22 protein-coding genes and 1 pseudogene are annotated in these 22,399 nt (G+C 71.6%); 8 read left to right on the top strand and 15 right to left on the bottom strand.

Translation table 11 applies throughout. The features are described from left to right. The coding region (locus H180DRAFT_RS24870; protein ID WP_139151394.1) for a transposase at positions 1 to 303 on the top strand (303 nt) is incomplete at its 5' end. A gap of 117 nt (positions 304 to 420) precedes the next feature. On the opposite strand, the gene H180DRAFT_RS24865 is transcribed toward H180DRAFT_RS24870, so the two are convergent. The 4 genes from H180DRAFT_RS24865 to H180DRAFT_RS24850 form a co-directional block, all read right to left on the bottom strand. Continuing rightward, positions 421 to 1,617, bottom strand: coding sequence for an argininosuccinate synthase (locus tag H180DRAFT_RS24865; RefSeq protein WP_055488369.1), 1,197 nt, complete (start codon positions 1,615 to 1,617; stop codon positions 421 to 423). A 147-nt stretch (positions 1,618 to 1,764) separates the two neighbouring features. Then, positions 1,765 to 2,142 (bottom strand): DUF488 domain-containing protein, encoded by a 378-nt coding sequence (locus H180DRAFT_RS24860; RefSeq protein ID WP_055488368.1) that lies wholly within the window; start codon positions 2,140 to 2,142, stop codon positions 1,765 to 1,767. A gap of 61 nt (positions 2,143 to 2,203) precedes the next feature. Further along, the gene (locus tag H180DRAFT_RS24855) at positions 2,204 to 2,617 is read right to left on the bottom strand and encodes a GntR family transcriptional regulator (protein ID WP_055488367.1); all 414 of its coding nucleotides are present in this window, start codon (positions 2,615 to 2,617) and stop codon (positions 2,204 to 2,206) included. Then, positions 2,614 to 3,477: a hypothetical protein gene (locus H180DRAFT_RS24850; RefSeq protein WP_139151435.1), complete on the bottom strand. Its 864-nt coding sequence runs from the start codon at positions 3,475 to 3,477 to the stop codon at positions 2,614 to 2,616. Before H180DRAFT_RS24850 ends, H180DRAFT_RS24855 begins: the two co-directional genes overlap by 4 nt. 103 nt (positions 3,478 to 3,580) lie before the next feature. On the opposite strand from H180DRAFT_RS24850, the gene H180DRAFT_RS24845 reads away from it, so the two are divergent. Further along, positions 3,581 to 3,883 carry a helix-turn-helix domain-containing protein gene (locus tag H180DRAFT_RS24845; RefSeq protein ID WP_139151434.1) on the top strand — a complete coding sequence of 101 codons (303 nt, stop codon included), beginning with the start codon at positions 3,581 to 3,583 and terminating at the stop codon, positions 3,881 to 3,883. Positions 3,884 to 4,316: 433 nt separating this feature from the next. On the opposite strand, the gene H180DRAFT_RS24840 is transcribed toward H180DRAFT_RS24845, so the two are convergent. The 6 genes from H180DRAFT_RS24840 to H180DRAFT_RS24815 form a co-directional block, all read right to left on the bottom strand. Then, a complete protein-coding gene (locus H180DRAFT_RS24840; protein ID WP_055488364.1) occupies positions 4,317 to 4,871 on the bottom strand; it encodes an arginine repressor in 555 nt (184 codons plus the stop codon). Between the two features lie 19 nt (positions 4,872 to 4,890). After that, positions 4,891 to 6,144, bottom strand: a complete 1,254-nt coding sequence (locus H180DRAFT_RS24835) for an acetylornithine transaminase (protein ID WP_079100381.1) — start codon at positions 6,142 to 6,144, stop codon at positions 4,891 to 4,893. Beyond that, a complete protein-coding gene (argB, locus tag H180DRAFT_RS24830) occupies positions 6,141 to 7,091 on the bottom strand; it encodes an acetylglutamate kinase (RefSeq protein ID WP_055488363.1) in 951 nt (316 codons plus the stop codon). Before argB ends, H180DRAFT_RS24835 begins: the two co-directional genes overlap by 4 nt. Beyond that, a complete protein-coding gene (gene argJ / locus H180DRAFT_RS24825) occupies positions 7,088 to 8,242 on the bottom strand; it encodes a bifunctional glutamate N-acetyltransferase/amino-acid acetyltransferase ArgJ (protein WP_055488362.1) in 1,155 nt (384 codons plus the stop codon). Before argJ ends, argB begins: the two co-directional genes overlap by 4 nt. A 91-nt stretch (positions 8,243 to 8,333) precedes the next feature. After that, on the bottom strand, positions 8,334 to 9,362 hold the full coding sequence (argC, locus tag H180DRAFT_RS24820; protein WP_055488361.1) for an N-acetyl-gamma-glutamyl-phosphate reductase: 1,029 nt from the start codon (positions 9,360 to 9,362) through the stop codon (positions 8,334 to 8,336). Positions 9,363 to 9,615: 253 nt separating this feature from the next. Further along, positions 9,616 to 10,662, bottom strand: coding sequence for an NAD(P)-dependent alcohol dehydrogenase (locus tag H180DRAFT_RS24815; RefSeq protein ID WP_055488360.1), 1,047 nt, complete (start codon positions 10,660 to 10,662; stop codon positions 9,616 to 9,618). 102 nt (positions 10,663 to 10,764) lie between these two features. Between H180DRAFT_RS24815 and H180DRAFT_RS24810 the strand changes: the two genes are divergently transcribed. Then, positions 10,765 to 11,352, top strand: a complete 588-nt coding sequence (locus tag H180DRAFT_RS24810) for a TetR/AcrR family transcriptional regulator (RefSeq protein WP_055488359.1) — start codon at positions 10,765 to 10,767, stop codon at positions 11,350 to 11,352. A gap of 389 nt (positions 11,353 to 11,741) precedes the next feature. Continuing rightward, positions 11,742 to 12,440, top strand: a complete 699-nt coding sequence (locus H180DRAFT_RS24800) for an alpha/beta hydrolase (RefSeq protein WP_055488358.1) — start codon at positions 11,742 to 11,744, stop codon at positions 12,438 to 12,440. 243 nt (positions 12,441 to 12,683) lie between these two features. Here H180DRAFT_RS24800 and H180DRAFT_RS24795 read toward each other — a convergent pair whose 3' ends face one another. Together H180DRAFT_RS24795 and H180DRAFT_RS24790 are read right to left on the bottom strand one after the other, a co-directional pair. Next, positions 12,684 to 13,568: an oxygenase MpaB family protein gene (locus H180DRAFT_RS24795; protein ID WP_055488357.1), complete on the bottom strand. Its 885-nt coding sequence runs from the start codon at positions 13,566 to 13,568 to the stop codon at positions 12,684 to 12,686. Positions 13,569 to 13,987: 419 nt separating this feature from the next. After that, positions 13,988 to 14,557 carry a histidine phosphatase family protein gene (locus H180DRAFT_RS24790; RefSeq protein ID WP_055488356.1) on the bottom strand — a complete coding sequence of 190 codons (570 nt, stop codon included), beginning with the start codon at positions 14,555 to 14,557 and terminating at the stop codon, positions 13,988 to 13,990. A 191-nt stretch (positions 14,558 to 14,748) separates the two neighbouring features. Between H180DRAFT_RS24790 and H180DRAFT_RS24785 the strand changes: the two genes are divergently transcribed. Further along, on the top strand, positions 14,749 to 15,675 hold the full coding sequence (locus H180DRAFT_RS24785) for a hypothetical protein (protein ID WP_074466982.1): 927 nt from the start codon (positions 14,749 to 14,751) through the stop codon (positions 15,673 to 15,675). A gap of 176 nt (positions 15,676 to 15,851) precedes the next feature. Here H180DRAFT_RS24785 and ligD read toward each other — a convergent pair. Together ligD and H180DRAFT_RS24775 are read right to left on the bottom strand one after the other, a co-directional pair. Beyond that, positions 15,852 to 16,867, bottom strand: a pseudogene (gene ligD / locus H180DRAFT_RS24780) (non-homologous end-joining DNA ligase). Between the two features lie 117 nt (positions 16,868 to 16,984). Then, on the bottom strand, positions 16,985 to 18,436 hold the full coding sequence (locus H180DRAFT_RS24775) for an aminotransferase-like domain-containing protein (protein WP_055488354.1): 1,452 nt from the start codon (positions 18,434 to 18,436) through the stop codon (positions 16,985 to 16,987). On the opposite strand from H180DRAFT_RS24775, the gene H180DRAFT_RS24770 reads away from it, so the two are divergent. Further along, a complete protein-coding gene (locus H180DRAFT_RS24770; protein WP_074466979.1) occupies positions 18,435 to 19,415 on the top strand; it encodes a DMT family transporter in 981 nt (326 codons plus the stop codon). The genes H180DRAFT_RS24775 and H180DRAFT_RS24770 overlap by 2 nt on opposite strands. Before the next feature lie 142 nt (positions 19,416 to 19,557). Further along, positions 19,558 to 19,761, top strand: a complete 204-nt coding sequence (locus H180DRAFT_RS24765) for a DUF1918 domain-containing protein (RefSeq protein WP_055488353.1) — start codon at positions 19,558 to 19,560, stop codon at positions 19,759 to 19,761. Between the two features lie 69 nt (positions 19,762 to 19,830). Here the strand turns inward: H180DRAFT_RS24765 and H180DRAFT_RS24760 are convergent, their stop codons facing one another. After that, positions 19,831 to 21,078, bottom strand: a complete 1,248-nt coding sequence (locus H180DRAFT_RS24760) for a glycoside hydrolase family 10-like protein (protein WP_055488384.1) — start codon at positions 21,076 to 21,078, stop codon at positions 19,831 to 19,833. Positions 21,079 to 21,501: 423 nt separating this feature from the next. Between H180DRAFT_RS24760 and H180DRAFT_RS24755 the strand changes: the two genes are divergently transcribed. Beyond that, a complete protein-coding gene (locus H180DRAFT_RS24755) occupies positions 21,502 to 22,359 on the top strand; it encodes a 3-hydroxybutyryl-CoA dehydrogenase (protein WP_055488352.1) in 858 nt (285 codons plus the stop codon). Positions 22,360 to 22,399 lie beyond the last annotated feature (40 nt).

The raw sequence follows: 22,399 nt of genomic DNA, 5'->3' as shown, positions 1-22,399 counted from the left end.
GGCCGACTGGCCTCCCACGCCGGCCTGGCCCCAGTCGCCCGGGACTCCGGCCGACGAACCGGCAACTACCACCGGCCCAAGCGCTACAACCGGCGCCTGCGGCACATCTTCTACCTGGCCGCCCAGACTGCGATGATGCGGCCCGGTCCCTCCCGGGACTACTACCTCAGGAAGCGATCCGAGGGCTTGCTGCACACCCAAGCCCTGCTCGCCCTCGCCCGCCGACGAGTCGACGTGCTCTGGGCGATGCTGCGCGACAAGAGGCAATTCACCTCCGTCCCACCGGCCACGCAGGCGGCTTGACACGCTCATTGAGATTCTCCTCGGTGCTCGTCGCAGACCGCCTCCCCGCCGGATGCGGCGGGGAGGCGGCTGAAGGTGGTGCGTACACGGCCCTGGCGGGCGGGCCGGGAGGGAAGACTACTGGGCCAGGTCCCGCTTGGCAGCGATCTTGCTCGACATGCCGAACAGCTCGATGAAGCCCTTGGACATCGACTGGTCGAAGGTGTCTCCGCTGTCGTACGTCGCGAGGTTGAAGTCGTAGAGCGACTGCTGGGAGCGCCGGCCGGTGACGACGGCCCGCCCGCCGTGCAGGGTCATCCGGATGTCACCGCTGACGTACTCGTTGGCCTCGTCGATGAAGCCGTCCAGGGCGCGCTTGAGCGGGGAGAACCACAGCCCGTCGTAGACGAGTTCGGCCCACCGCTGTTCGACCTGCCGCTTGTAGCGGGCCAGTTCGCGCTCGACGGTGACGTTCTCCAGCTCCTGGTGCGCGGTGATGAGCGCGATTCCGCCCGGGGACTCGTAGACCTCACGGGACTTGATGCCCACCAGCCGGTCCTCGACCATGTCGATCCGGCCGACGCCCTGGGCGCCCGCCCGGTCGTTGAGCTGCTGGATCGCCTGGAGGACACTGACCGGCTTGCCGTCGAGTGCGACGGGGACGCCCTTCTCGAAGGTGACGATCACCTCGTCGGCCTCACGCGGGCTTGCGGGGTTCTCGGTGTACTCGTAGACGTCCTCGATCGGCGCGTTCCAGATGTCCTCGAGGAAGCCGGTCTCCACGGCCCGGCCGAAGACGTTCTGGTCGATGGAGTACGGGGACTTCTTGCTCGTCGCGATCGGCAGGCCCTTGTCCTCGCAGAAGGCGATGGCCTTGTCCCGGGTCATGGCGTAGTCGCGGACGGGGGCGATGCACTTCAGGTCGGGGGCGAGGGAGGAGATGCCGGCCTCGAACCGCACCTGGTCGTTGCCCTTGCCGGTGCAGCCGTGGGCGACGGTGGTCGCGCCGTGCTTGTGCGCGGCGTCCACGAGGTGCTTGACGATGGTGGGCCGGGAGAGGGCCGACACCAGCGGGTAGCGGTCCATGTAGAGCGCGTTCGCCTTGATCGCCGGAAGGCAGTACTCGTCGGCGAACTCCTCCTTGGCGTCCGCCACTTCGGCCTCGACGGCACCGCAGGCCAGCGCGCGCTTGCGGATGACGTCCAGGTCCTCGCCTCCCTGGCCGACATCGACGGCAACGGCGACGACCTCGGCCCCGGTCTCCTCGGCGATCCAGCCGATGCAGACGGAGGTGTCAAGGCCGCCGGAGTAGGCGAGTACGACGCGCTCAGTCACGGGGTTCTCCTTACAGTGCATACGCTGATGGGCATAAGTATGCACTGCATCGTATGCTTCGTCAACGTGGCTGGTCAGAGACGTGTGACGGGCCGTGCGCACCGTCCCAGTGCGTACCGCCCGGCTCCGGCGCCCGGCAGCCGGAGCTCAGCCGGTACCGCCGAGCTCCTCCCTGAGCACCGCCGCGTGACTGCGGTCCAGCTGCTCCTCCTTCACCGAGGTCAGCAGCGTCACTGTGCCGCCGTCCGCCTGTTCGCGGAGGCGGTCGAGCGCCTCGCGCGCCTCGGGCTCCGAGAGTTCGGCACGGTAGCGCTCGGCGAACTCCCCGAAGCGCTCCGCATCGTGCGCATACCACTTGCGCAGCTCGGTGGAGGGCGCGATCCGCTTGGCCCACTCGTCCAGCCGGGCGTCCTCCTTCTTCATTCCCCGCGGCCACACCCGGTCCACCAGCACCCGCAGCCCGTCCTCACCGGGGCTGACCTCGTCGTACACGCGGCGCACCCGCACTCGCTCCGGCTTCGTCATGCCCCCAGGGTGGGCCCGTGGCCCCCGGGCTGCACAATCGCGTGCCCGCAGACGGGCGCGGTCAGGGATCTCCGCCCGAAGGGGCCCCCAGCTCCGCCTGCTCCGCCCTGAGGGCGGCACGCAGCGCCACGTGAAGACGCTCGTCGTCCGCCCCGAGACTGCGTCCTGCCGCGATGTAGGCGCGCGCCGCCTCCGCGAGCATCTCCTCCTCGCGCCGGCCGCGGTCCTGCGGTGGCGTGACCCGGGTACCGGCACCCCTGCGTGACCGGATCAGACCGGCGGACTCCAGCTCCCGGTATGCACGCGCGACGGTGCCCGGCGCCAGGCCGAGGTCCGTGGCGAGTTGCCGTACGGACGGCAGACGTGCGTCGGCCGCGAGGTACCCGCCCAGGATGAGGTCGGCGAGCTGAGAGCGCACCTGCTCATAGGGCGGCGTCGGGCTCGTGGTGTCGACGTGGACCGTCTGCGGCTTCATGCGGCGTCCTTGGGCCCGGCGGGGACACGGACCAGCTGGACCAGGAAGTGGACGAGGCATGCGATGCCCGCTGCGCCCGCAAGCGTGGCCAGGATGCTCGGCAGATCGGCGGGGGACCTCGGGCAGAAGCCGTTGAGCACACCGCCGGGGGCAAGCGCGCCGGCCGCGAGGGCTGCGGAGACGGCGGCGCCCCAGGCGGAGATCACGGCGCGGGCAGATGTGTGACGCTGCCGCTCGTCGGCCTCCAGAGCCTCCGGCCCTGCGTCCAGCGGTGGGCGGTGAGCGATGCGCCGCAGCGCGACGAAGGAGAGCGCCGCACCCGCCGCGAGTGCGGCCAGGACCGGGATCGCGTAGGAGAAGCCGAGCCGGTCCGAGAAGTACAGCACCATGATGCGACTGCTGCCGCACACCCAGTTGGCCCCCGAAATTCCCTTCCAGCTCAGGTGCGTGAACACCAGCATCCCCGCGAGGAGCACCGTCAGGGCGGCGAGACGGATCGCCAGACGACGGGGGAAGTAGTCGCGGACCCGGCGCTGACGCAGCGCGGCCGTGCGGACCTGCGCCTTCGGCTCGGCCACCCCCAGTTCACCCGCCAGGCAGCCCGCCAGCACACAGACACCCAGCGCGGGACCGGCAAGGAAGGCGGCCACGTCGTTGCCACCGGCGCTGAGTCCTGCCAGAGCAGCGGCAGCGACGATGCCTGCAGCGAGGCTCCCCCGGCGCCAGTGGGCGATGCGGCGGGGCTGCGGCGGCGTGGGTCCCGCTGGATCGGTTGCCGGCGTGCGGGTCGGTATCAGAAGAAGCAGCAACCCCGCCACGATCGGAACGGAAACGAGCGGCACCACTGGGACGCTCAGCATCGGATTCCCCCTTGAAGAGTCGTTCTGACTCACTTGTATCAGGTCGTTGATACAGTAAGTCTCCAAGGGAAGATGTGTCAAACAGTCGATACATTGCCCAGGGGTGACTCCAGGACCGGACGTACGGCTCCGCGTGGCACGCACCCGGGCGCACGGGCCGGCCGTCCGGAGGGCCCGCAAAATCCCGAGGGAGCGCAGCGCTCAGCCACGGCACGCGACGACCCGACTGAGCGGTCCGGCGGAACCGGCGTACACGGCCGCCGAGTCGGCGGAACTGCCGAGGCCCCCGCTGGCCGCCGCGAACGCCGCACTGCCGTGGCCCGGGGAACCGCACCTCGTCCTGTGGCCCGTCGCCACGGTGCTGCTGGAGCACCGCGGCGACGGGCACCTGGCGGCACACTGCTGACGGCGGACTCGGCGGGTGCGAAACCCTCGTCTCGTCCGCCGGCATCGGGGCGGCGCCGCGGGCGGCCCTCGCCCCTCCCGGATGGAGCGAACAGGAATGGGGGGAGGCACGGAAGCGCCTGAGCGAGCGGGGCCGGCTGGACGCGTCGGGCGCCGCCACAGACCGTGGGCTCCGCGAGCGTGACGAGAGCGAGCGGAGGACGGACGAACCGGCTGCCGGGCCGTACCGCGCCCCGGGGACGGAGGGCTGCGCGCGGCTCGCGGACGGCCGGCCGCTCGGCTCGGTGCTCGTCTCCGGGATGCGGCCCCTCGCGGCCGACGCTGGGAATGCGCAGCCGACGCTGGGCATCCTCATGCAGGTGCCCGGGCCAGGCCCGCAAGAGACGGCTGCGCGCCCTCGTGCGCGGACCTCACTCCTGCCTTCGCGGCAGGCCCTAGTGCTCCTTCTGGGCCAGGTTCAGCAGATGTCCCGCGAGGGCCTGCCCGCCGTCGGGTGCGCGGCTGATGAGCAGGAGCGTGTCGTCGCCGGCGATGGTGCCGATGATGTCGTGGACGCCCGCCTGGTCGATGGCCGAGGCGAGGAACTGCGCGGCGCCCGGCGGTGTGCGCAGGACAACCAGGTTCGCCGACGCCTCGGCGGAGATGAGGAGTTCACCTGCGAGGCGGGCCATGCGGGCCTCGCTCGCCGACTCGCCCAGCGGCGCCTTCGGCGTGCGGTCGCCGCCCTCGCTGGGCACCGCGTAGATCAGCTCGCCGCCGGTGTTGCGGATCTTCACCGCACCCAGTTCGTCCAGGTCACGGGAGAGGGTGGCCTGTGTGACGGAGAGTCCGTCGTCCGCGAGGAGCTTGGCGAGCTGACTCTGGGAGCGCACCGGCTGACGGTTGAGGATGTCGACGATCCTGCGATGCCGGGCGGTGCGGGTCTGCGGCACGGCCGGGCCCCCGTAACCGCTGCCCAGCTCCTGCTCCTGCGCGTACCCGTCGGTCATCGGCGCGGTCCCCTTCGGCTCATCGGCTCTGCTTCCCGCCGTCCGCAGCGTCCAGGAGGGCGGGAAGGGCCCGGAGGAGAGCGTCCACTTCGTCCTCGGTGACGATCAGCGGCGGTGCGAGCCGAACGACATCCGGCGCGACCGCGTTGACCAGGAACCCCGCATCCTGAGCCGCTTGTTGCACATCGGGTGCGACGGGCTCGGTGAGCACGATACCCAGCAGCAGTCCCGCTCCGCGGACCTGCTCGACGAGCGGATGTCCGATCGACCAGATCCCGTCACGCAGCCGCTCCCCGAGCCGCGCCGCACGCTCGGTCAGTGCCTCCTCCTCGATGGTCCGGAGCACCGCGAGCGCAGCAGCGCACGCGACCGGGTTGCCGCCGAAGGTGGAGCCGTGCTGGCCCGGCGTCAGCAGCCCCGCCGCCTCGCCGAAGAACATGGTCGCGCCGAGCGGGAGGCCGCCTCCCAGCCCCTTGGCCAGCGTGATGATGTCCGGTTCCACACCCTGCGACTGGCAGGCGAACCAGTGGCCGGTACGCCCGATACCTGTCTGGATCTCGTCGATGACGAGGAGGGTCCCGGTGGCACGTGTGATGTCGCGGACCGCGGCGAGGTACCCCTCGGGCGGCACGACGACGCCGTTCTCCCCCTGCACCGGCTCGACGATGACCAGGGCGGTCTCCGTGGTGACTGCCGCGCGCAGCGCCTCCGCGTCGCCGTAGGGCACATGCGTGACGTCGCCGGGCAGCGGTTCGAACGGCGCCTGCTTCGACGGCTGTCCGGTCAGCGCGAGCGCGCCCATGGTGCGGCCGTGGAAGCCGCCCTCCGTGGCGACCATGTGCGTACGGCCCGTGCGCCGGCCGGCCTTGAAAGCCGCTTCGACGGCTTCGGCACCGGAGTTGCAGAAGAAGACCCGGCCCTGGCGTCCCGACAACTCCAGCAGCCTCTCCGCCAGTTGGACGGGCGGCTCGGCGATGAAGAGGTTCGAGACGTGTCCGAGCATGGCGATCTGGTCGGAGACGGCCCGCACGACCGCATCGTGTGCGGTACCCAGCGCGTTGACGGCGATGCCGCCGACGAAGTCGGTGTAGGCCCGGCCCCGGGCGTCCCACAGGGTGGTGCCGTGACCGTGCGTCAGGGGTATCCGCGGCGTGCCGTAGTTGTCGGTCATCGCGGACTGCCAGCGGCCGGTGAGCGCGGCGTCGGCGGTGTCGGCGGCGTCCGCGGCTCCCGGGCCGCCGGGGGCGCCGGCCTGTTCTTCCGTGGTGGTCATGGCGTGGGCTCTCCCTCGCGCTTGTCGGGCACGACCATCGTGCCGATGCCCTCGTCGGTGAAGATCTCCAGCAGGATCGAATGCGGTACGCGGCCGTCCAGGACGCGTGCGGTGCGGACTCCGTTGCGTACGGCGTGCAGGCATCCCTCCATCTTGGGGACCATTCCGCTGGCCAGTTCCGGCAGCAGCTTCTCCAGTTCCGTGGCGGTGAGTTCGCTGATGACCTCGTCGCTGTCCGGCCAGTCCGCGTACAGCCCCTCGACGTCGGTGAGCACCATCAGGGTCTCCGCGCCGAGCGCGGCGGCGAGCGCCGCGGCGGCGGTGTCGGCGTTGACGTTGAAGACGCCGCACTCCTCCCCTTCGCCCGTGCCGTCGGACGGGTCGGCGCTGCGCGCGATGGAGGAGATGACGGGGATGCGGCCGTCGTCCAGCAGAGCCTGCACGGCTCCCGTCTCGATGCTGTCGATGTCTCCGACGCGGCCGATGTCGACCGCCTCACCGCCTACTTGGGCGTAGCGCTTCGTCGCGGCCATGAGGTGGGCGTCCTCGCCGGTCATGCCGACGGCGAGCGGACCGTGCCGGTTGAGCAGGTTCACCAGCTCTCGCTGGACCTGCCCGGCGAGGACCATCCGTACCACGTCCATCGTCTCGGGCGTGGTCACCCGCAGGCCCGCCTTGAACTCCGACTCCAGTCCCAGACGGCTCAGTTGGGCGCTGATCTGGGGCCCGCCGCCGTGCACGACGACGGGGCGCAGCCCGGCCTGCCTGAGGAAGACGACGTCCTGGGCGAAGGCCGCCTTCAGCTCCTGGTCCACCATGGCGTTGCCGCCGAACTTGATGACGACGGTCCTGCCGTTGTGCCGTGTGAGCCACGGCAGCGCCTCGATGAGTGTCTGCGCCTTGGGCAGCGCGGTGTGCCTGCGAGTGGGGTGCACGGAATCGTTCATGAACTGTAGGCGCTGTTCTCGTGGACGTAGTCGGCCGTCAGGTCGTTGGTCCAGATGACGGCGGATTCGGAGCCGGCGGCCAGGTCGGCGGTGATGCGCACCTCGCGGTAGCGCATGTCCACCTTGTCGCGGTCCTCCCCGACGGATCCGTTCTGGCAGACCCACACGCCGTTGACGGCCACGTTGAGGCGGTCGGGTTCGAAGGCCGCGCCGGTCGTCCCGATCGCGGAGAGCACACGGCCCCAGTTGGGATCCTCTCCGTGCACGGCGCACTTGAGCAGATTGTTCCGGGCGATCGAACGGCCGACCTCGACGGCGTCGTCCTCACTCGCCGCGCCCATGACCTCGATGCGGATGTCCTTCGAGGCGCCCTCGGCGTCGCGGATGAGCTGCTGGGCCAGGTCGGCGCAGACGGCCCGGACGGCCTCGGTGAACTCCCCGCGGTCCGGGACTGTTTCGGCGGCCCCGGAGGCGAGGAGCAGCACCGTGTCGTTGGTGGACAGGCAGCCGTCGGAGTCGATGCGCTCGAAGGTGGTGCGGGTGGCCCCGCGCAGCGCCTCGTCGAGGGCGGCGGAGTCCAGGTCGGCGTCGGTGGTCAGCACCACGAGCATGGTGGCCAGGGACGGCGCGAGCATGCCCGCGCCCTTGGCCATGCCGCCGACGGTCCAGCCCCCGGAGCCCTGCACGACGGCGGTCTTGTGCACCGTGTCGGTCGTCTTGATCGCCAGGGCGGCCTTCTCGCCGCCGTACTCCGAGAGCTGCGCCGCGGCCGTGTCGACTCCGGGCAGCAGCTTGTCCATCGGGAGCCTGGTGCCGATCAGGCCTGTGGAGCAGACGGCCACCTCGGCGGCGCTGTGACCGAGGGCCGCAGCGGCCTGCTCGGCCGTGGCGTGCGTGTCCTGGAAGCCGAGCGGACCCGTACAGGCGTTGGCACCGCCGGAGTTGAGCACGACCGCCGAGACCCGGCCGCCCTTGAGGACCTGCTGCGACCAGAGCACGGGCGCGGCCTTGACGCGGTTGTCGGTGAAGACGCCGGCGGCGGCGCGGCCGGGCCCGTTGTTGACGACCAGCGCAAGGTCCTCTCCCCCGCTGTCCTTGATGCCGGCCGCGATGCCCGCGGCCGTGAACCCCTTTGCCGCTGTCACGCTCACTCTGCTTCTCCGTTCGCTTCGCTGCCGTAGGGCCGGGGGCCCGTGCTGTCGCTTACGTCGCGCCGTCCTCGTGGTGTTGCGTGCACCTCGCTCACGGTGCGGTTCCGGCGACGGGCAGCCCCAGTCCCTCGGGCATTCCGAGGGCGATGTTCATGCTCTGCACGGCGCCGCCCGCCGTGCCCTTGGTGAGGTTGTCCACGGCGCTGACGGCGACGAGACGGCCCGCGTCCTCGTCGAGGGCGATCTGCATCTGGACGGTGTTGGAGCCGTACACGGACCCCGTCGAGGGCCACTGACCCTCGGGGAGCAGCGTCACGAACTGCTCGTCCTGGTATGCCTTTTCGTAGGCGGCGCGCAGTTCCTCCAGCCCGGTGCCCGGCACGGCGCGGGCGCTGCACGTGGCGAGGATCCCGCGGGACATGGGGGCGAGCGTGGGGGTGAAGGAAACGCTCACGCGTTCCCCGGCCGCCGCCGAGAGGTTCTGCACCATCTCCGGCGTGTGCCGGTGGACGCCTCCGACGCCGTACGGGCTCATCGACCCCATCACTTCACTGCCGAGGAGGTGCGGCTTGAGGGCCTTGCCGGCACCCGAGGTGCCCGTCGCCGCGACCACGACGGCCTCCGGCTCGGCCAGGCCCGCCACGTAGGCGGGGACGAGGGCGAGAGAGACGGCCGTCGGGTAGCAGCCCGGGACCGCGATGCGCTTGGACCCCACCAGCGCGGCGCGGGCCCCGGGCAGTTCGGGAAGGCCGTAGGGCCAGGTGCCTGCGTGAGGTGTGCCGTAGAACCGCTGCCACGCCTGAGCGTCGGAGAGACGGAAGTCCGCGCCGCAGTCCACGACGAGCACGCTCTCGCCCAACTCCCGTGCGACCTCGGCGGACTGTCCGTGCGGCAGGGCGAGGAAGACGACGTCGTGCCCGGACAGCACCGGGACCGTCGTCTCCTCCAGCACCCGGTCCGCGTACGGAGTCAGGTGCGGCTGGAGTGTGCCGAGCCGGCTGCCCGCGTTGGAGTGGCCGGTGAGCGACCCCACCTCGACCTCGGGGTGTGCGGCCAGCAGGCGCAGAGCCTCCCCGCCCGCGTATCCGCTCGCCCCCGCGACCGCTGCTCGTACTGCCATCGATCCCTCCTCGCCGATAGCATGACTATACGCAACACAGCACTTTTATGCAATGCGTTCGGGGGCGTCCCGGACACCTGATGCGACCGGGATCTTCAGTTGGCGGACCCCGGGAGTGCTTGTTGGCGGATCTTGATCCGGGAAGCTCGCTCTGCGTGAGTGCCGTGGTGAGACCGAACAACATCTGCACGAGTGACTGGAAGCACTGCGGTTGTTGCAAGAGTCCTGGCCGGCAGGAGTGCCATGACGACCGTCAGCTGCTCGGGTCCAGGTCGGACATGTCGAGCACGAAGCGGTAGCGGACGTCGTTGCGCTCCAGGCGTTCGTGCGCCTGGTTCACCTGGGAGGAAGGCAGCAGTTCGATGTCCGCCGTGATGCCGTGTGCGGCGCAGAAGCGCAGCATGGCGGAGGTCGAGGGGCGTCCGCCACTGCCACTGGCGCTGAGTTTCTTGCGCCCGATGAGCAGGTCCGTGGCGTTCACGGTGACCGGTCCGAGGTGGCCGAGGAGGCTCAGGGTGCCGTCCATGGTCACCGTGCGCAGATACGGGGCCAGGTCGTGCGGGGCGGAGATGGTGTCGACGACGACGTCGAACTGGTCGCGGACGGCTCCCATCTGCCCGGGATCGGTCGAGACGACGAATCCCGAAGCCCCGAGGCCATGTGCTTCGTCGGCTTTGCCGGGGCTGCGGCTGATGACGGTCACCGTCGCGCCGAGCGCGGAGGCCATTTTGACCGCGAGGTGTCCCAGGCCCCCGAGGCCGGCAACGGCGACGGTACTGCCCGGGCCGACTCCGAGCGCTTGCATCGGTTCCCAGACTGTGACGCCCGCGCAGAGCAACGGGGCCGCGTCGAGGCCCGCGGGGAGGAGGTACGCGAAGTGGTCGCGCACGACGTATTCACGGGAGTAGCCGCCCAGAGTGGTCGAGCCGTCCCGCCGGTCGGTTCCGCCGTAGGTCAGGACCGGGAAGGCGTGGCAGAAGTTCTCCTGGCCCGCCCGGCACATGGGACACGCGCCGCACGAGTCGACGATGTTGCCCACGGCCACGGGGTCGCCGGGAGAGAAGCCGGAAACCGCGCCCCCGACCTCGGTGACCACGCCGGTGAACTCGTGCCCGGGTACGAGCACGCCACCGCTCGCATCACCCCGGTGTGCCTGCAGGGCGTGGAGATCACTGTGGCAGACGCCGCAGTACTCGACGCGTACCGCGATGTCGTCCGGGCGCAGTTCCCTGCGCTCCAGTGACGCGCGGCGCAGTGTCCCTGTCGTGCTGTCCGCCTGCCAACCGGCCGTGAAACGCATGACACTCTCCTCAGACAGACTGTTCGGTCTATTTGAGACTACGGAGATGTGAACCAAGAGGCAAACAGACTAGTCAGTCTATGAACTGTTAAGGTCTGTCGCATGCCTGACCAGCCATCCAGTGCGCGTGGAGTCGCGACGTACCGGCGCATCATCGACTTCGCCACCCGGGAATTCGCCCAGTACGGCATTGCCGGCGCGCGCATCGACCGCATCGTCGCCGCCGCACGCACCAACAAGGCGCAGCTCTACAGCTATTTCGGCAACAAGGAACAGCTCTTCGACGCGATCTTCTTCGCGTCGTTGGAGCGGATCACCAATGTGGTGCCCATCGACGCCGAGGACCTCGCCGACTGGGCGGTGCGCCTCTACGACGAATACCTCCACCGCCCCGATCTGATCCGGCTCGCGACCTGGGCGCGCCTGGAGCGACGCCCGGCGGGGCATCTCGTGACGGACCACGACCGCTACGACGACCACAAACTCAGAGCCATCGCGGGGGCTCAGGCTGCCGGGCGCGTCAGGCAGGGTGACCCCTTCGACGTGCTGGCCATGGTCATCGCCATGTCCATGGCCTGGTCACCTGTGAGCAACGTCTACGCCGCCACGGCCCAGGAGCCCGCGACCGTGCACGACCAACGACGCGCCCTGCTCCGGGACTGCGTACGCCGCGCCGTCGCCCCCGAGTGAGGCGTCCGATCACACCACTCGTCCGGCCGCGCGGACACCAGGTCGCCGAAGAAGTCGCGCCGGCGTGGCCGCGCCCGCCTGAGGGTTTCCCGCAGCAGCGCGTCCCGGATCCCGAAGTGGTGGATCGGCATCCGGGCCGATGTGCCGGATGCCGTCGCGAACGGCTCAAGGCGTTGGGGAAGCCCGTGCCCGAGCGCGTAGTCGGCGCATCGTCAAGGATGCGGCCGCGGATCTGAGGCTGTCCGGGTCGACCCGTCGCCGCACTTGTTCATGTAACTGACGGTACGTCTACCGTGGATCAAACCCTCTGGGCTCGCGGGAGTCCGGGGGGAGTTGCCCCGCGGCGGCGCGGGGCAACTCCACCCGGACCCGAAATGCAGGAGGAAGAAATGCGTGTCGTATTCGTGCACGGGGCGTGTGTACGAGACGGACCGTGGTGGTGGCACCGGGCCGCCGCGGCTCTGCGCCGCCGCGGCCACGCGAGTGTCTCCCCGGCGCTGCCGAGCTGCGGAGAGGGCGACCGGCCCGCCGGGCCCGAGGGCCCCGGCCTGACGGAGGATGTCGCCGCCGTACGCGCCGTCCTGCGCGAGGGCGACGCGCCGACTGTGGTCGTGGCGCACAGCTACGGCGGCATCGTCGTCGCTGAAGCGGCAGTCGGCGTCGACGTGGTGCGCCATCTGGTTCTGGCATCGAGCTACCTGCCTGAGCCCGGCGAGACACTGTCGACGTTCGGCGCCGCGGCGCCCCCGCCGTACCTGGACTTCGATCTTGATGGCGGCACGTTCGGCGTGCGGCCCGAACTGTTCGCCGAGACGTTCGCCCAGGACTGCCCGCCGGACATCGCCCGGGACGCCGCGGCCCGGCTGGTCCGGCAGACCCTCGCTGTGACCCAGCAGCCCGTGCAGGCCGCGGCGTGGCACGACCTGCCCGCGACGTACCTGGTGTGCACCGAGGACCGGGGCACCCCGGTTGCCGCGCAACGCGCTTTCTCCCGCCGCGCGGACCGGGTCATCGAGGTGCGAACGGGCCACCACCCGTTCCTGTCCGAGCCGCAGACCGTCGCCGACATCATCGCGACCCTTGCTTAGGGGCGACGGCGGTCCTCGTCGTCTCAATCGCGCGCAGCTCGTCGGCGGGACATTGCGGCGCGGCTGACTCTGAACCCCATGCTTCCAGTCACTCGTGCGGATGTTGCTCGGCCTCACCACGGCACTCCACGCAGAGCAAGCTTCCCGGATCAAGATCCGCCGACAAGCACTCTCGACGCGCTCCTGAGCACCACAATCCAAACCACGATCCGCCAACTGAAGATCTCGGTCACAGCGGCGGCATCAGTTCACCGGTGGCGCTTCCGGAGGCCGGCGTGTCATGGCCCAGCGGATGACGGACGTGATGCCTGAACCGGCCCAGCGCACACCCGTCCTCTCCACCACCGGGACGTAGGGGAGCCCCAGCGGCGCCCGGGCCCACGGAGGCAGCAGCGAGACCGCGCCCGCTGCGAGAGCGGCGTAGGGAAGCCGGGCGGTCAGGGGAATCGGGGGATGCCGGAGCAGGAAGCGGGCCGCCTCCTCGGCCTCGGGCGTGGCACGCAGCTCGGGCCGGTACGACTCGATCCGTCCGGCCAGCTCCCTGCGGTCGCGCGGCGGATCGACGACGCCGAGGGCGGTGCCGACGCGTGCCATGTCGGCCACGTAGCCGTCGTACTCGGCCGGCGTCAGCGGGTTCGCGCCGTAGAGACGGTGGGCCCGCCAGAAGCTGTCGACCTCCGCGACGTGCACCCAGGTGAGCAGGTGCGGATCCGCGGCGTGGTACCCCTCCCCTGTGGCGGTCCGTCCCCGCACCCGCTGGTGGACGCCCCTCACCCGGTCCACCGCCCGCTGCGCGTCGTCCGCCGTGCCGTACGTCGTCGTGGCGAGGAAGAGGCTGGTCCGCTGCAGTCGCCCCCACGGGTCGCCCTTGTACCCGGAGTGCCCCGCGACGGCGCTCATGGCCAGTGGGTGCAGCGACTGCAGCAGCAGCGCACTCAGCCCGCCGATGAACATCGAGGCATCACCGTGCACGACGCGGACGGGCCGGTCCTCGGCGAACCATCTCGGTCCGGGTGTCCCGTGGATCCGTGCCCGGTTCTCGCCACCCGACGGGCCTGCCACACGCTCGAAGAGGCTGCTGCCCAGCCGCTCCCGCACTGCAGCCACGCCAGGTATCCACCGCTCCATATCTCCATTGTCCGCGCTGCGCGGACGGCGCAGGGGCGCCGGGCCCGAACCGGGCCCGGCGGGAATCCGGCACGGCGGCCGCCGGACTCGTCGGCTTCGGCCCGCTGGACCGGTCATCCTCTGCATCGACGTCGTCTCCGTCCCGACAAGACCCAGGACGACAGAGCAGCCCGGCCCGGCCGCGGACCTCGGCGCCACCGACCTCGACCCCGGCCAGGGCGATGCCCCCCGGACGTGCCCGGCCCGGTCCGGTCCGGTCCGGCCCGGTCCGGAGGCCACGCAGTGACGGGAGGGGCGTGCTGCCTCCCCGCCCGGTCCTGACGCGGCGCCCCGACGGCACCCCTGCACATGCCGAGCGACCTCCCCGGGCGGGCTTCCCCGCCGCCTCCCTCCCGGTCCCGACACCCCGGCGTGGCCCGTCAGTGCTCCAGGCACAGGCTCCAGTCCCCCACCCGCCCGGAGAACGTCACGGCGGAGAGCGGCTGTGCGTCGATCTGCCAGTACGCCTTCGGGGGAGCCTTCAGGACGTAGCACACCGCGGCCCGCATCACTCCGGGCTCCGTGACCGCGACGATCCAGCTGCCGTCGTTGACCGGCCGGGTGTCGAGCCAGCCGCCGATGCGCTGGATGAAGGTCACCAGGGACTCGCCCCCGTGCGGCGCCGAGCGCGGGTCCGCGAGCCATGCCTGCACCGGCTGCGGCTCGCGGGCCGCGATCTCGCGCAGGGTGTAGCCGCTCCAGCGGCCCATGTCGCAGTCCCGCAGCGCCGGTTGGGCCACCGGGGAGAGGCTGAGGGCATGAGCGGTCTCCCGGCAGCGCACCGACGGCGAGCAGTACCGCAGCTCGGCGGCGGCAAGGTGGGAGAGCGACGGCCCCGCCCTCTTCACCTCGTCCCAGCCCGTGGCATCGAGGGATCGGCTGTCCGCGAACCGCACGTCGAGCACGGAAGAGCTGCGTCCGGACGCGAGCAGGGTGAGGCGTAGGGCCATTCGGCGATCGTAAAGCGATCGGGGCCCGTCTTCGATAGGACTTTCATCATTCCCGCCCCAGCACAGGACCCCATTGCGATGGACACCTCTGCCCGAGAGCGGTGGAATGAAAGCGCACGTCACCAACCGGTCCTCACGGGCATACGGAATGAAACCCCACCGGGACAAGCAGGCACGGGAGAGTGCGGGTCGTGGAACTGGACGACGTGGCGGACGAGTTGTACGGGCTGCGGCCGCAGGAGTTCACCGCCGCCCGGGACGACCGGGCCCGGCGGGCCCGCGCCGCCGGGCAGCGGGAGCTCGCGGCGAGCATCCGCGCCCTGCGCCGGCCCACCCTGGCCGCCTGGGCGAGCAATCTGCTGGTTCGCGAGCAGGACGAACAGGTCGCTCCGCTGCTGCGCCTCGGTGAGGAACTGCGCGGCGCCCACCGGAATCTGGAGGGGGCGGAACTGCGTGCGCTCTCGCACCAGCAGCACCAGCTGGTGAACGCCCTGTCCGAGCAGGCCGGGCGGCTCGCCGGGGACGCGGGACAGCCGCTGGGTGCTCAGGCGCAGCACGAGGTGGCACAGACGCTCCATGCGGTGCTGGCCGATCCGGAGGCCGCGCGGGAGTGGGCGGCCGGGAGGCTGTCGAAGCCGCTGACCGCCACCCCCGGATTCGAGGCGGCGGCACGCGAAGCCGCCGCGGCACCACCTTCGCGGGACCAGGCTCGCAAGCGGAGCCGGGAGGACCGGCGGGACCAGGCGGGCGGGAAGGATCGGAAGGACCGCACGGACCGGAAGGCAGCGAAGAGCGGGGCGGCGAAGCGGACTGAGGACGCCCGGAAGGCGGCCCGTGCCGTCCGGGAGACCGCCGACCAGGCACGGCGCCGCAGGCGGGAAGCGGACCGGGCGGCCGAGGAGACGGCTGCCGCACGCGCGGAACGGGAGGAGGCCGAGGAGCGGCTCGTCCGGCTGCGCGCAGAGGTCCGGGAGGCCGAGGAGGCGCGCAAGCAGTCACGGGGCCGGGAGAAGGAGGCCGAGCGCGCCGAACGGCAGGCACGGCGCCGGGCCGGGGAGGCCGAGGCCGCGGCGGAGCGCGCGCGCCGGCAGGCCGATGCCCGGGGGTACGGGAACTGAGCCGCGGCCCCCGTCTGGAACAGGACCGGGCCGCGACCCCGGTCTGGTGCCGACGGTTCAGCGGCCCGGCCCGCGGCCTTCTCCGTGTCCCGGGAGGCCGGGGCTCTCCGGCGGCGGCACGTCGACGGCACGGTCCCGGCCTCCCTCCCGGCGCGGCACTCGCCCTCCGCTTCCCGTCACGCGGGATCCGGCCGTTCGCGGACGACCTCTCGCGCCGTCTTGTCCTCGCGCAGGCCGAGGAAGCGCGGTGCCTCAGCTTCCCGTCCCGCGTCCACTCGGTGAAGCCGATCTCCGCGACGAGTTCCGGCTCGGCCCAGTGCGCGCCCTTCTCCCGGACGGGCCCGGCGAACGGACAACGTGTTGCGGGGAGTTCGTCCAGCCTGTGCCGCACGTCGAGCAGCGTCGCGTGGTCGTAGCCGGTGCCGACCTTCCCCGCGTACCGCAGGCGCCCGTCCTCGTAGTAGCCCAGGAGCAGCGCGCCGAACCCGACGCGGCTGCCGGACGGTTCGGTGAAGCCGCCGACGACGAACTCCTGCCCCTTCGCGCACTTCAGCTTCAGCCAGTCCGGCGACCTGCGGGGCGCATACGGCCCGTCGGCCACCTTCGCGATCAGGCCCTCCCAGCCGCGCCGGCACGCCTCGTCCAGCAGCGTCTGCCCGCCCTCGTTGCGGTGAGTGGTCAAGCGCAGAGGCCCGTCGAAGCGCAGGGCGCGCCGCAGCAGGGACTTGCGGGTGCGCAGCGGCAGCGTCCGCACGTCCTTGCCCTCCAGCCGCAGCAGGTCGAAGGCGTAGTAGAAGACGGCGACGCCGCTGGCGCGCGCCTTGCGGGAGTCGGTGATCTGAAGGCGCTGCTGGAGCCGTGAGAAGTCGGTGCGGCCCGCCGAGAACGCAACGATCTCCCCGTCGACGGTGAAGTCGGAGCACTCCTGCGCGGCGAGGGAGTCGGCGACCTCCGGGTACGTGCCGTGCAGGTCCTGCCCTGTCCGGGAGAGGAGCCGTACCCGCTCCCCTTCGCGGACGGCGAGGAGACGGACGCCGTCGAGCTTGCGCTCGAAGATCCAGGAATCCGCCGGGAAGTCGCGCCGGTCGCTGAGCGTGGCGAGCATGGGCCGGCCGGCGAGGTCCGCTCCGGGCGCCGCGTCGCGGAGCCTTCCGCGGTACTCGGCGGGCAGCCCGTCCAGCAGTGTGCTCATCGCTCCACTCCTCCCGGTCCGGGCGTGGCAGGTACCCCGGTGCGTACGGGCCATGCCGCAGGCCGGACGCGTCCTGCGGCACCTCACGCACTGCTCGCGGGCCGGCCGCGCCGGCGGTCAGCCGAGCGCTTCCTCGCAGGCGGTCCGCAGCCGCCGTACTCCTTCCGCGATCTGGCTGTCGCCCGCTGCCGGGGCGAAGCTCAGACGCAGGTGACGGGCGGCGGGTTCGGCGGCGAAGTAAGGCCGCCCGGCGGCGACGGAGACCCCGGCACGGAGCGCGGCCGAGGCGAGCGCCTCCTCGTTCGCGCCGTCCGGGAGCCGGACCCACAGGTGGTAGCCGCCGCGCGGCGCGTGCGTCACGGTCAGCGCCGGTGTCTCGCGGGCGAGCGAGGTCAGCATCACTTCGCGCCGCTCCCTCAGCCGGGCGGCGACGGTACGCAGATGACGGGGCCACGCCGGCGCTCCGACGAGTTCGAGCGCCGCCTCCTGGAGCGGACGGGGGACGAAGAAGCTGTCGACCGTCTGCACGGCCCGCAGCCGCTCCAGCACCGGCCCGTGTGCCGCGAGCGCCCCGACACGGAGGCTCGCCGAGGTGACCTTCGTCAGCGAACGCAGATGCACGACTCTGCCGTCCGGGTCCGCGGCCCGGATCGCGGACGGCAGCGGCCCCGCGTCCTCGTGGGCGAGGTGGCGGGCGAAGTCGTCCTCGACGACGAACGCGCCCGCCTGCCGGGCCGCGTGCAGTACGGCCGTGCGGCGTTCCTGGGAGAGCACGGCCCCGGTCGGGTTCTGGAAGAGCGGCTGGCACACGAAGACGCGCGCTCCGCTGGCCCGGAAGGCACCTTCGAGGAGTTCGGGCCGCACGCCGTCGGTGTCCACCGGCACCGGGACGGGACGCAGGCCCGACGCGCGGGCGGCGGCGAGCAGGCCCGGGTAGGTCGGCGACTCCACGAGGACGGCCGCCCCGGGCGGTGCGAGGGCCCGCAGTGTCGTGGTGATGGCGCTCTGGCCGCCGGCGGTGATGAGCACGTCCGCCGCCGTCACGCTTCCTGCGGGGCCGCCGATCTCCCGCGCGAACCAGCCGCGCAGTTCCGCCACGCCTTCGACCGGGGAGCGCTCCCAGGCCCCGGGCCGTCGTCCCGCGCGGGCAAGCGCCGCCGCGAGGGCCTTCTCGGGCGCCAGATTCGCCGGCAGATATCCGCCGCTGAGCTCGATGACGCCCGGCGGGGGCGCGGAAAGCGTGGCCAGTACGCCCTCGGCGTCGACGCTTCGCGGCACCTGGTCGGCGGACGCGTCGGCGCTCAGCGCGACCTCCTGCCAGGACGTGTCGCCGCTCTCCGCGGCTGCTGCCGCCCTGCGCGGTCCCGCCCGGAATGCGCCCGCCCCCGGCCTGGTGACGACCAGCCCCTCGGCGGCGAGCCGGGCGAGCGCGCGGGAGACGGTGACGGGACTGACGCGATGGGCCTCGACCAGCTCCCGACTGGACGGGAGTTTCTCACCAGGAGAGTAGCGGTCCACTTCCTGACGGAGCCTTCCGGCCAGTTCAGCCACACTGCTACGCTCGTACATGAATAGTAAGAGTAGCGCTATCAGTTGCGAGTCGGTAGCAGTTCCCTCCGGAATCTCCTCCGGTTCCGGACCGGACCGGTCACAGTCCGCCCCGCCGGCGTCGCGCCCGCGGACCCGGCGCGTCAGGGGCAGCGGACTGGCGCTCGCCGCGCTCGGCGTCCTGTGCTTCTCCCTCACCTTTCCCTCGACCGCCTGGGCACTGGACGGCTTCGGCCCCTGGTCGGTGACCTCGCTGCGGACGGTCCTGTCCGGAGCCGTCGCGTGCCTGGCGCTCGCCGTGCTGAGGGTTCCGGTGCCCGCACGGCGGCACTGGCCGTGGCTGGCCGTCTCGGCCTCCGGCGTGATGATCGCCTTCCCCCTGCTGACGACACTCGCGCTGCAGACCTCCACCACCGCGCACGCCGCCGTCGTCGTCGGGCTGTTGCCGCTGACGACGGCGCTGTACTCGTCGCTGCGCACCGGCACCCGGCCCTCCCCCGTCTTCTGGGTGGCGGCGCTCGCGGGCGCCGCCGCCGTCATCGCCTTCGCACTGCACGAGAGCGGCGGCGCCCCCACCACCGGCGACCTGTATCTCGCCGTCGCGCTTCTCGTCTGCGCCGCCGGGTACGGGGAGGGCGGCCGCCTCGCCCGCGAACTGTCCGGACTCCAGGTGATCGGCTGGGCCCTCGCCGTCTGCCTGCCGCTGGCGGTCCCCGCAGCCCTGGCGGCTCTGCTGCTGGAGCCCGCACACCCGGATGTCCGCTCCGTGGCCGGGCTGGTGTGGGTGGCCATGGGCTCGCAGCTGCTGGGGCTGATGGTGTGGTTCCGGGGCATGGGCCTCGCGGGTGTCGCCAAGGCCAGTCAGACGCAGCTCGCGCAGCCGTTGCTCACGCTGTTCTGGTCGGTGCTGCTGCTCGGCGAGAAGCTGCCGCCCGCCGCTCCCGCGACCGCCCTCGCCGTGCTGGTGTGCATCGTCGTCGTGCAAAGAGCCCGCACGTAGATCTCGCCCCTGGATCCCGCATGCGGACCCGTACCGGCGGAGGCACGGATGGGCCATCCGACTTAGACTTATCGGTACGGACAGCACAGCACGGACTGTACGGACCATCCGTTGCATCCCTGCGAACAGGAGGGTTCTCCTGATGCGAGCGAACACGGGCGACCGTCTGCTGGTGCACGGCCGGGTCGTGGGTGAACACGACCGCGAAGCGGAGATCGTCGAGGTACTGGGCGCCGACGGCGAACCGCCGTTCCGGGTGCGCTTCGACGACGGGCACGAGGCAGTCGTCTCACCGGGCCCCGACTCCGTGGTGATGGCACGCAAGAAGAGCAAGCGCCCCGCCTGACGGTCGCGCACCCGATGCGACGTTCCCGGGGTGGGGTGTGTATCGAGCCGTTTCCCAGCTCGCCGGCCGCTACCGCCGCAACGGGTAGTGGTCGGCGACGACGCGGTCCATCGCACCGATGACGTCCTCCGAGACCTCCTTGGCGGAGAAGAACGCGTGCCCCCGCACCTCGGGAAGCGATCTGCAGTACGTGAGGTGCCGGGAGAGTTCCGCCGGGTCCTGCCACGGAGCGGGCTGGGCCGGGTCGCCGGCCTTGTAGAGAGCCTCGCCGATGTAGAGGCGTGTACGAGTGCTGCGCACGGTCCCGGCCCACCAGGGCACCAGCTTCGCGTAGTCGGCGGCCTCGAAGCCCATGTGCCAGTACAGCTGCGGGAGGACGTAGTCGAGCCGGCCCTCGCGCACCCACTTACGGGTGTCCGCGTACAGGTCGTCGTAGGTCTCCACCCCCGCGGCGCTGTCCGAACCGGCCGGGTCGCTCGACTTGTTGCGCCACACGCCGAAGGGACTGATCCCGAAGCGAATTCCGGGCCTGACGCGGCGGACGCGCCGCGCGGCCTCCGCGACGAGCAGATCGATGTTGTTGCGGCGCCAGTCGGCGCGGTCCGGGAATCCCCTGCCGTACTCCGCGTACGCGGCGTCGTCGTCGAACGTCTCCCCCTCGACCGGGTACGGGTAGAAGTAGTCGTCCCAGTGGACTCCGTCGATGTCGTAGCGGCGGACCGCGTCGAGCATGGCGTCCTGCACGAAGCGGCGCACCTGCGGCAGTCCCGGGTTGTAGTAGAGCTTCCCGCCGTAGGCGACGGCCCAGTCGGGGTGGCGGCGGGCCGGATGGGCGCGCACGAGCCGCCCCGGGTCGTCGTGCAGCGCGATGCGGTAGGGGTTGAACCACGCCTCGACCGCCAGGCCCCGCCGGTGCGCCTCGCGGACGACGAAGCCCAGCGGATCCCAGCCCGGGTCCTTGCCCTGGACGCCGGTGAGCCACTCCGACCAGGGCTCGTGACGTGACGGCCACAGGGCGTCCGCCGTCGGCCTCGCCTGGAACCAGATCGTGTTCAGCCGGCGGCGGCGAGCGGTCTCGAGATGCCCGAGCAGCTCGGCGCGCTGTTCCTGCGGGCTCAGACCGGGGGCGCTGGGCCAGTCGCGATTGTCGACCGTCGCGATCCACATGCCGCGCAACTCCGGCCCGGCGCCCGGGTTTCCGGCGTCCCGGGCGAGCTGCCGCTCCAGCGCGACGGCACTCGGGCTCGAAGAACCGGCGACACCGGCCAGTGCCGCCACCGAACCCGTCGCGAAGCTTCTCCGTGTGACGCGCCGCATCGTCTCCCCTTCCCCCTTCATGGTCACCCGCCTCTCCATGGTCGCCCGTTCTCCATGGCCACCCGTTCTTCATGGTCGCCCGTTCATGGCGGACCGTCCGCGGCCGCCCCGTTCCCGGTCCGCCTTCCGCGACGGTCCGGGCGGAGCCTGGCGGGGGCCTCGACCCGCGCAGTGGTGGAGACCAATCCGCCGATGCTGCCGTGCCCGTGGCGCCCGTACAAGTCCCCTTGCCGGCTTTCGCCCCCGCTCCCCGGGACGGGGCCCCTCGGGGGTAACGTCGTGGGCGGCGTGGCAGCACCCCGTACGTACTCCGGGTGAGGGAGGAACAGGGCTGTTCCTCCGGGGGCCGTTCCTCGGCGGGCCGTTCCTCCAGGGGTCCACGCCCGTCGCGCCCGGGACCACAGGATCAGCGAAAGGCACGAGGTGACGGACATCGAACGCGTCGGAGTGGTGGGTTGCGGCCAGATGGGCTCGGGCATCGCCGAGGTGTGCGCGCGGGCCGGACTGGAGGTCATGGTCGCCGAGACCACCGGAGAGGCGCTGGAGCTGGGCCGCACACGCCTGGCGAACTCCCTCGGCAAGGCCGCGGAACGCGGCAAGATCACCGAGGACGAACGGGATGCCACGCTCGGCCGGCTCACCTTCACCACGGACCTCGGCGACCTCGCCGACCGTGACCTCGTCGTCGAGGCGGTCATCGAGAACGAGCAGGTCAAGACGGAGATCTTCCAGGTCCTCGACCAGGTCGTCACGCGGCCCGACGCCGTCCTCGCGTCCAACACCTCGTCGATCCCTCTGGTCAAGCTCGCGGTGGCGACGGCCCGTCCCGACCAGGTCATCGGCATCCACTTCTTCAACCCGGCACCGGTGCAGAAACTCGTCGAGATCATCCCCGCGCTGACCACGAGCGAGGAGACGATCAAGCGTGCGGAGGCCGCCGTCTCGGGCATCCTCGACAAGCACACGATCCGGGCCCAGGACCGTTCCGGCTTCGTCGTCAACGCGCTGCTGATCCCGTATCTGCTCTCCGCGGTCAGGATGTTCGAGTCGGGCATCGCCAGCCGCGAGGACATCGACAACGGGATGGAGCTCGGCTGCGCACACCCGATGGGCCCGCTCAAGCTCACCGATCTGATCGGTCTCGACACGGTCGCCTCGGTCGCCGACTCGATGTACTCGGAGTTCAAGGAACCCCTGTACGCCGCTCCCCCGCTGCTCCAGCGGATGGTGGACGCGGGACGCCTCGGCCGCAAGACGGGCGCGGGCTTCTACGCGTACTGACGGCCGCCGGCCGGCGGGGGCAGCGAGCAGCCGCCGGGCC

This window comes from Streptomyces sp. WMMB 322, assembly GCF_900090145.1.
GTDB lineage: Bacteria > Actinomycetota > Actinomycetes > Streptomycetales > Streptomycetaceae > Streptomyces.
This window is presented reverse-complemented; position numbering and strand designations above follow the sequence as displayed.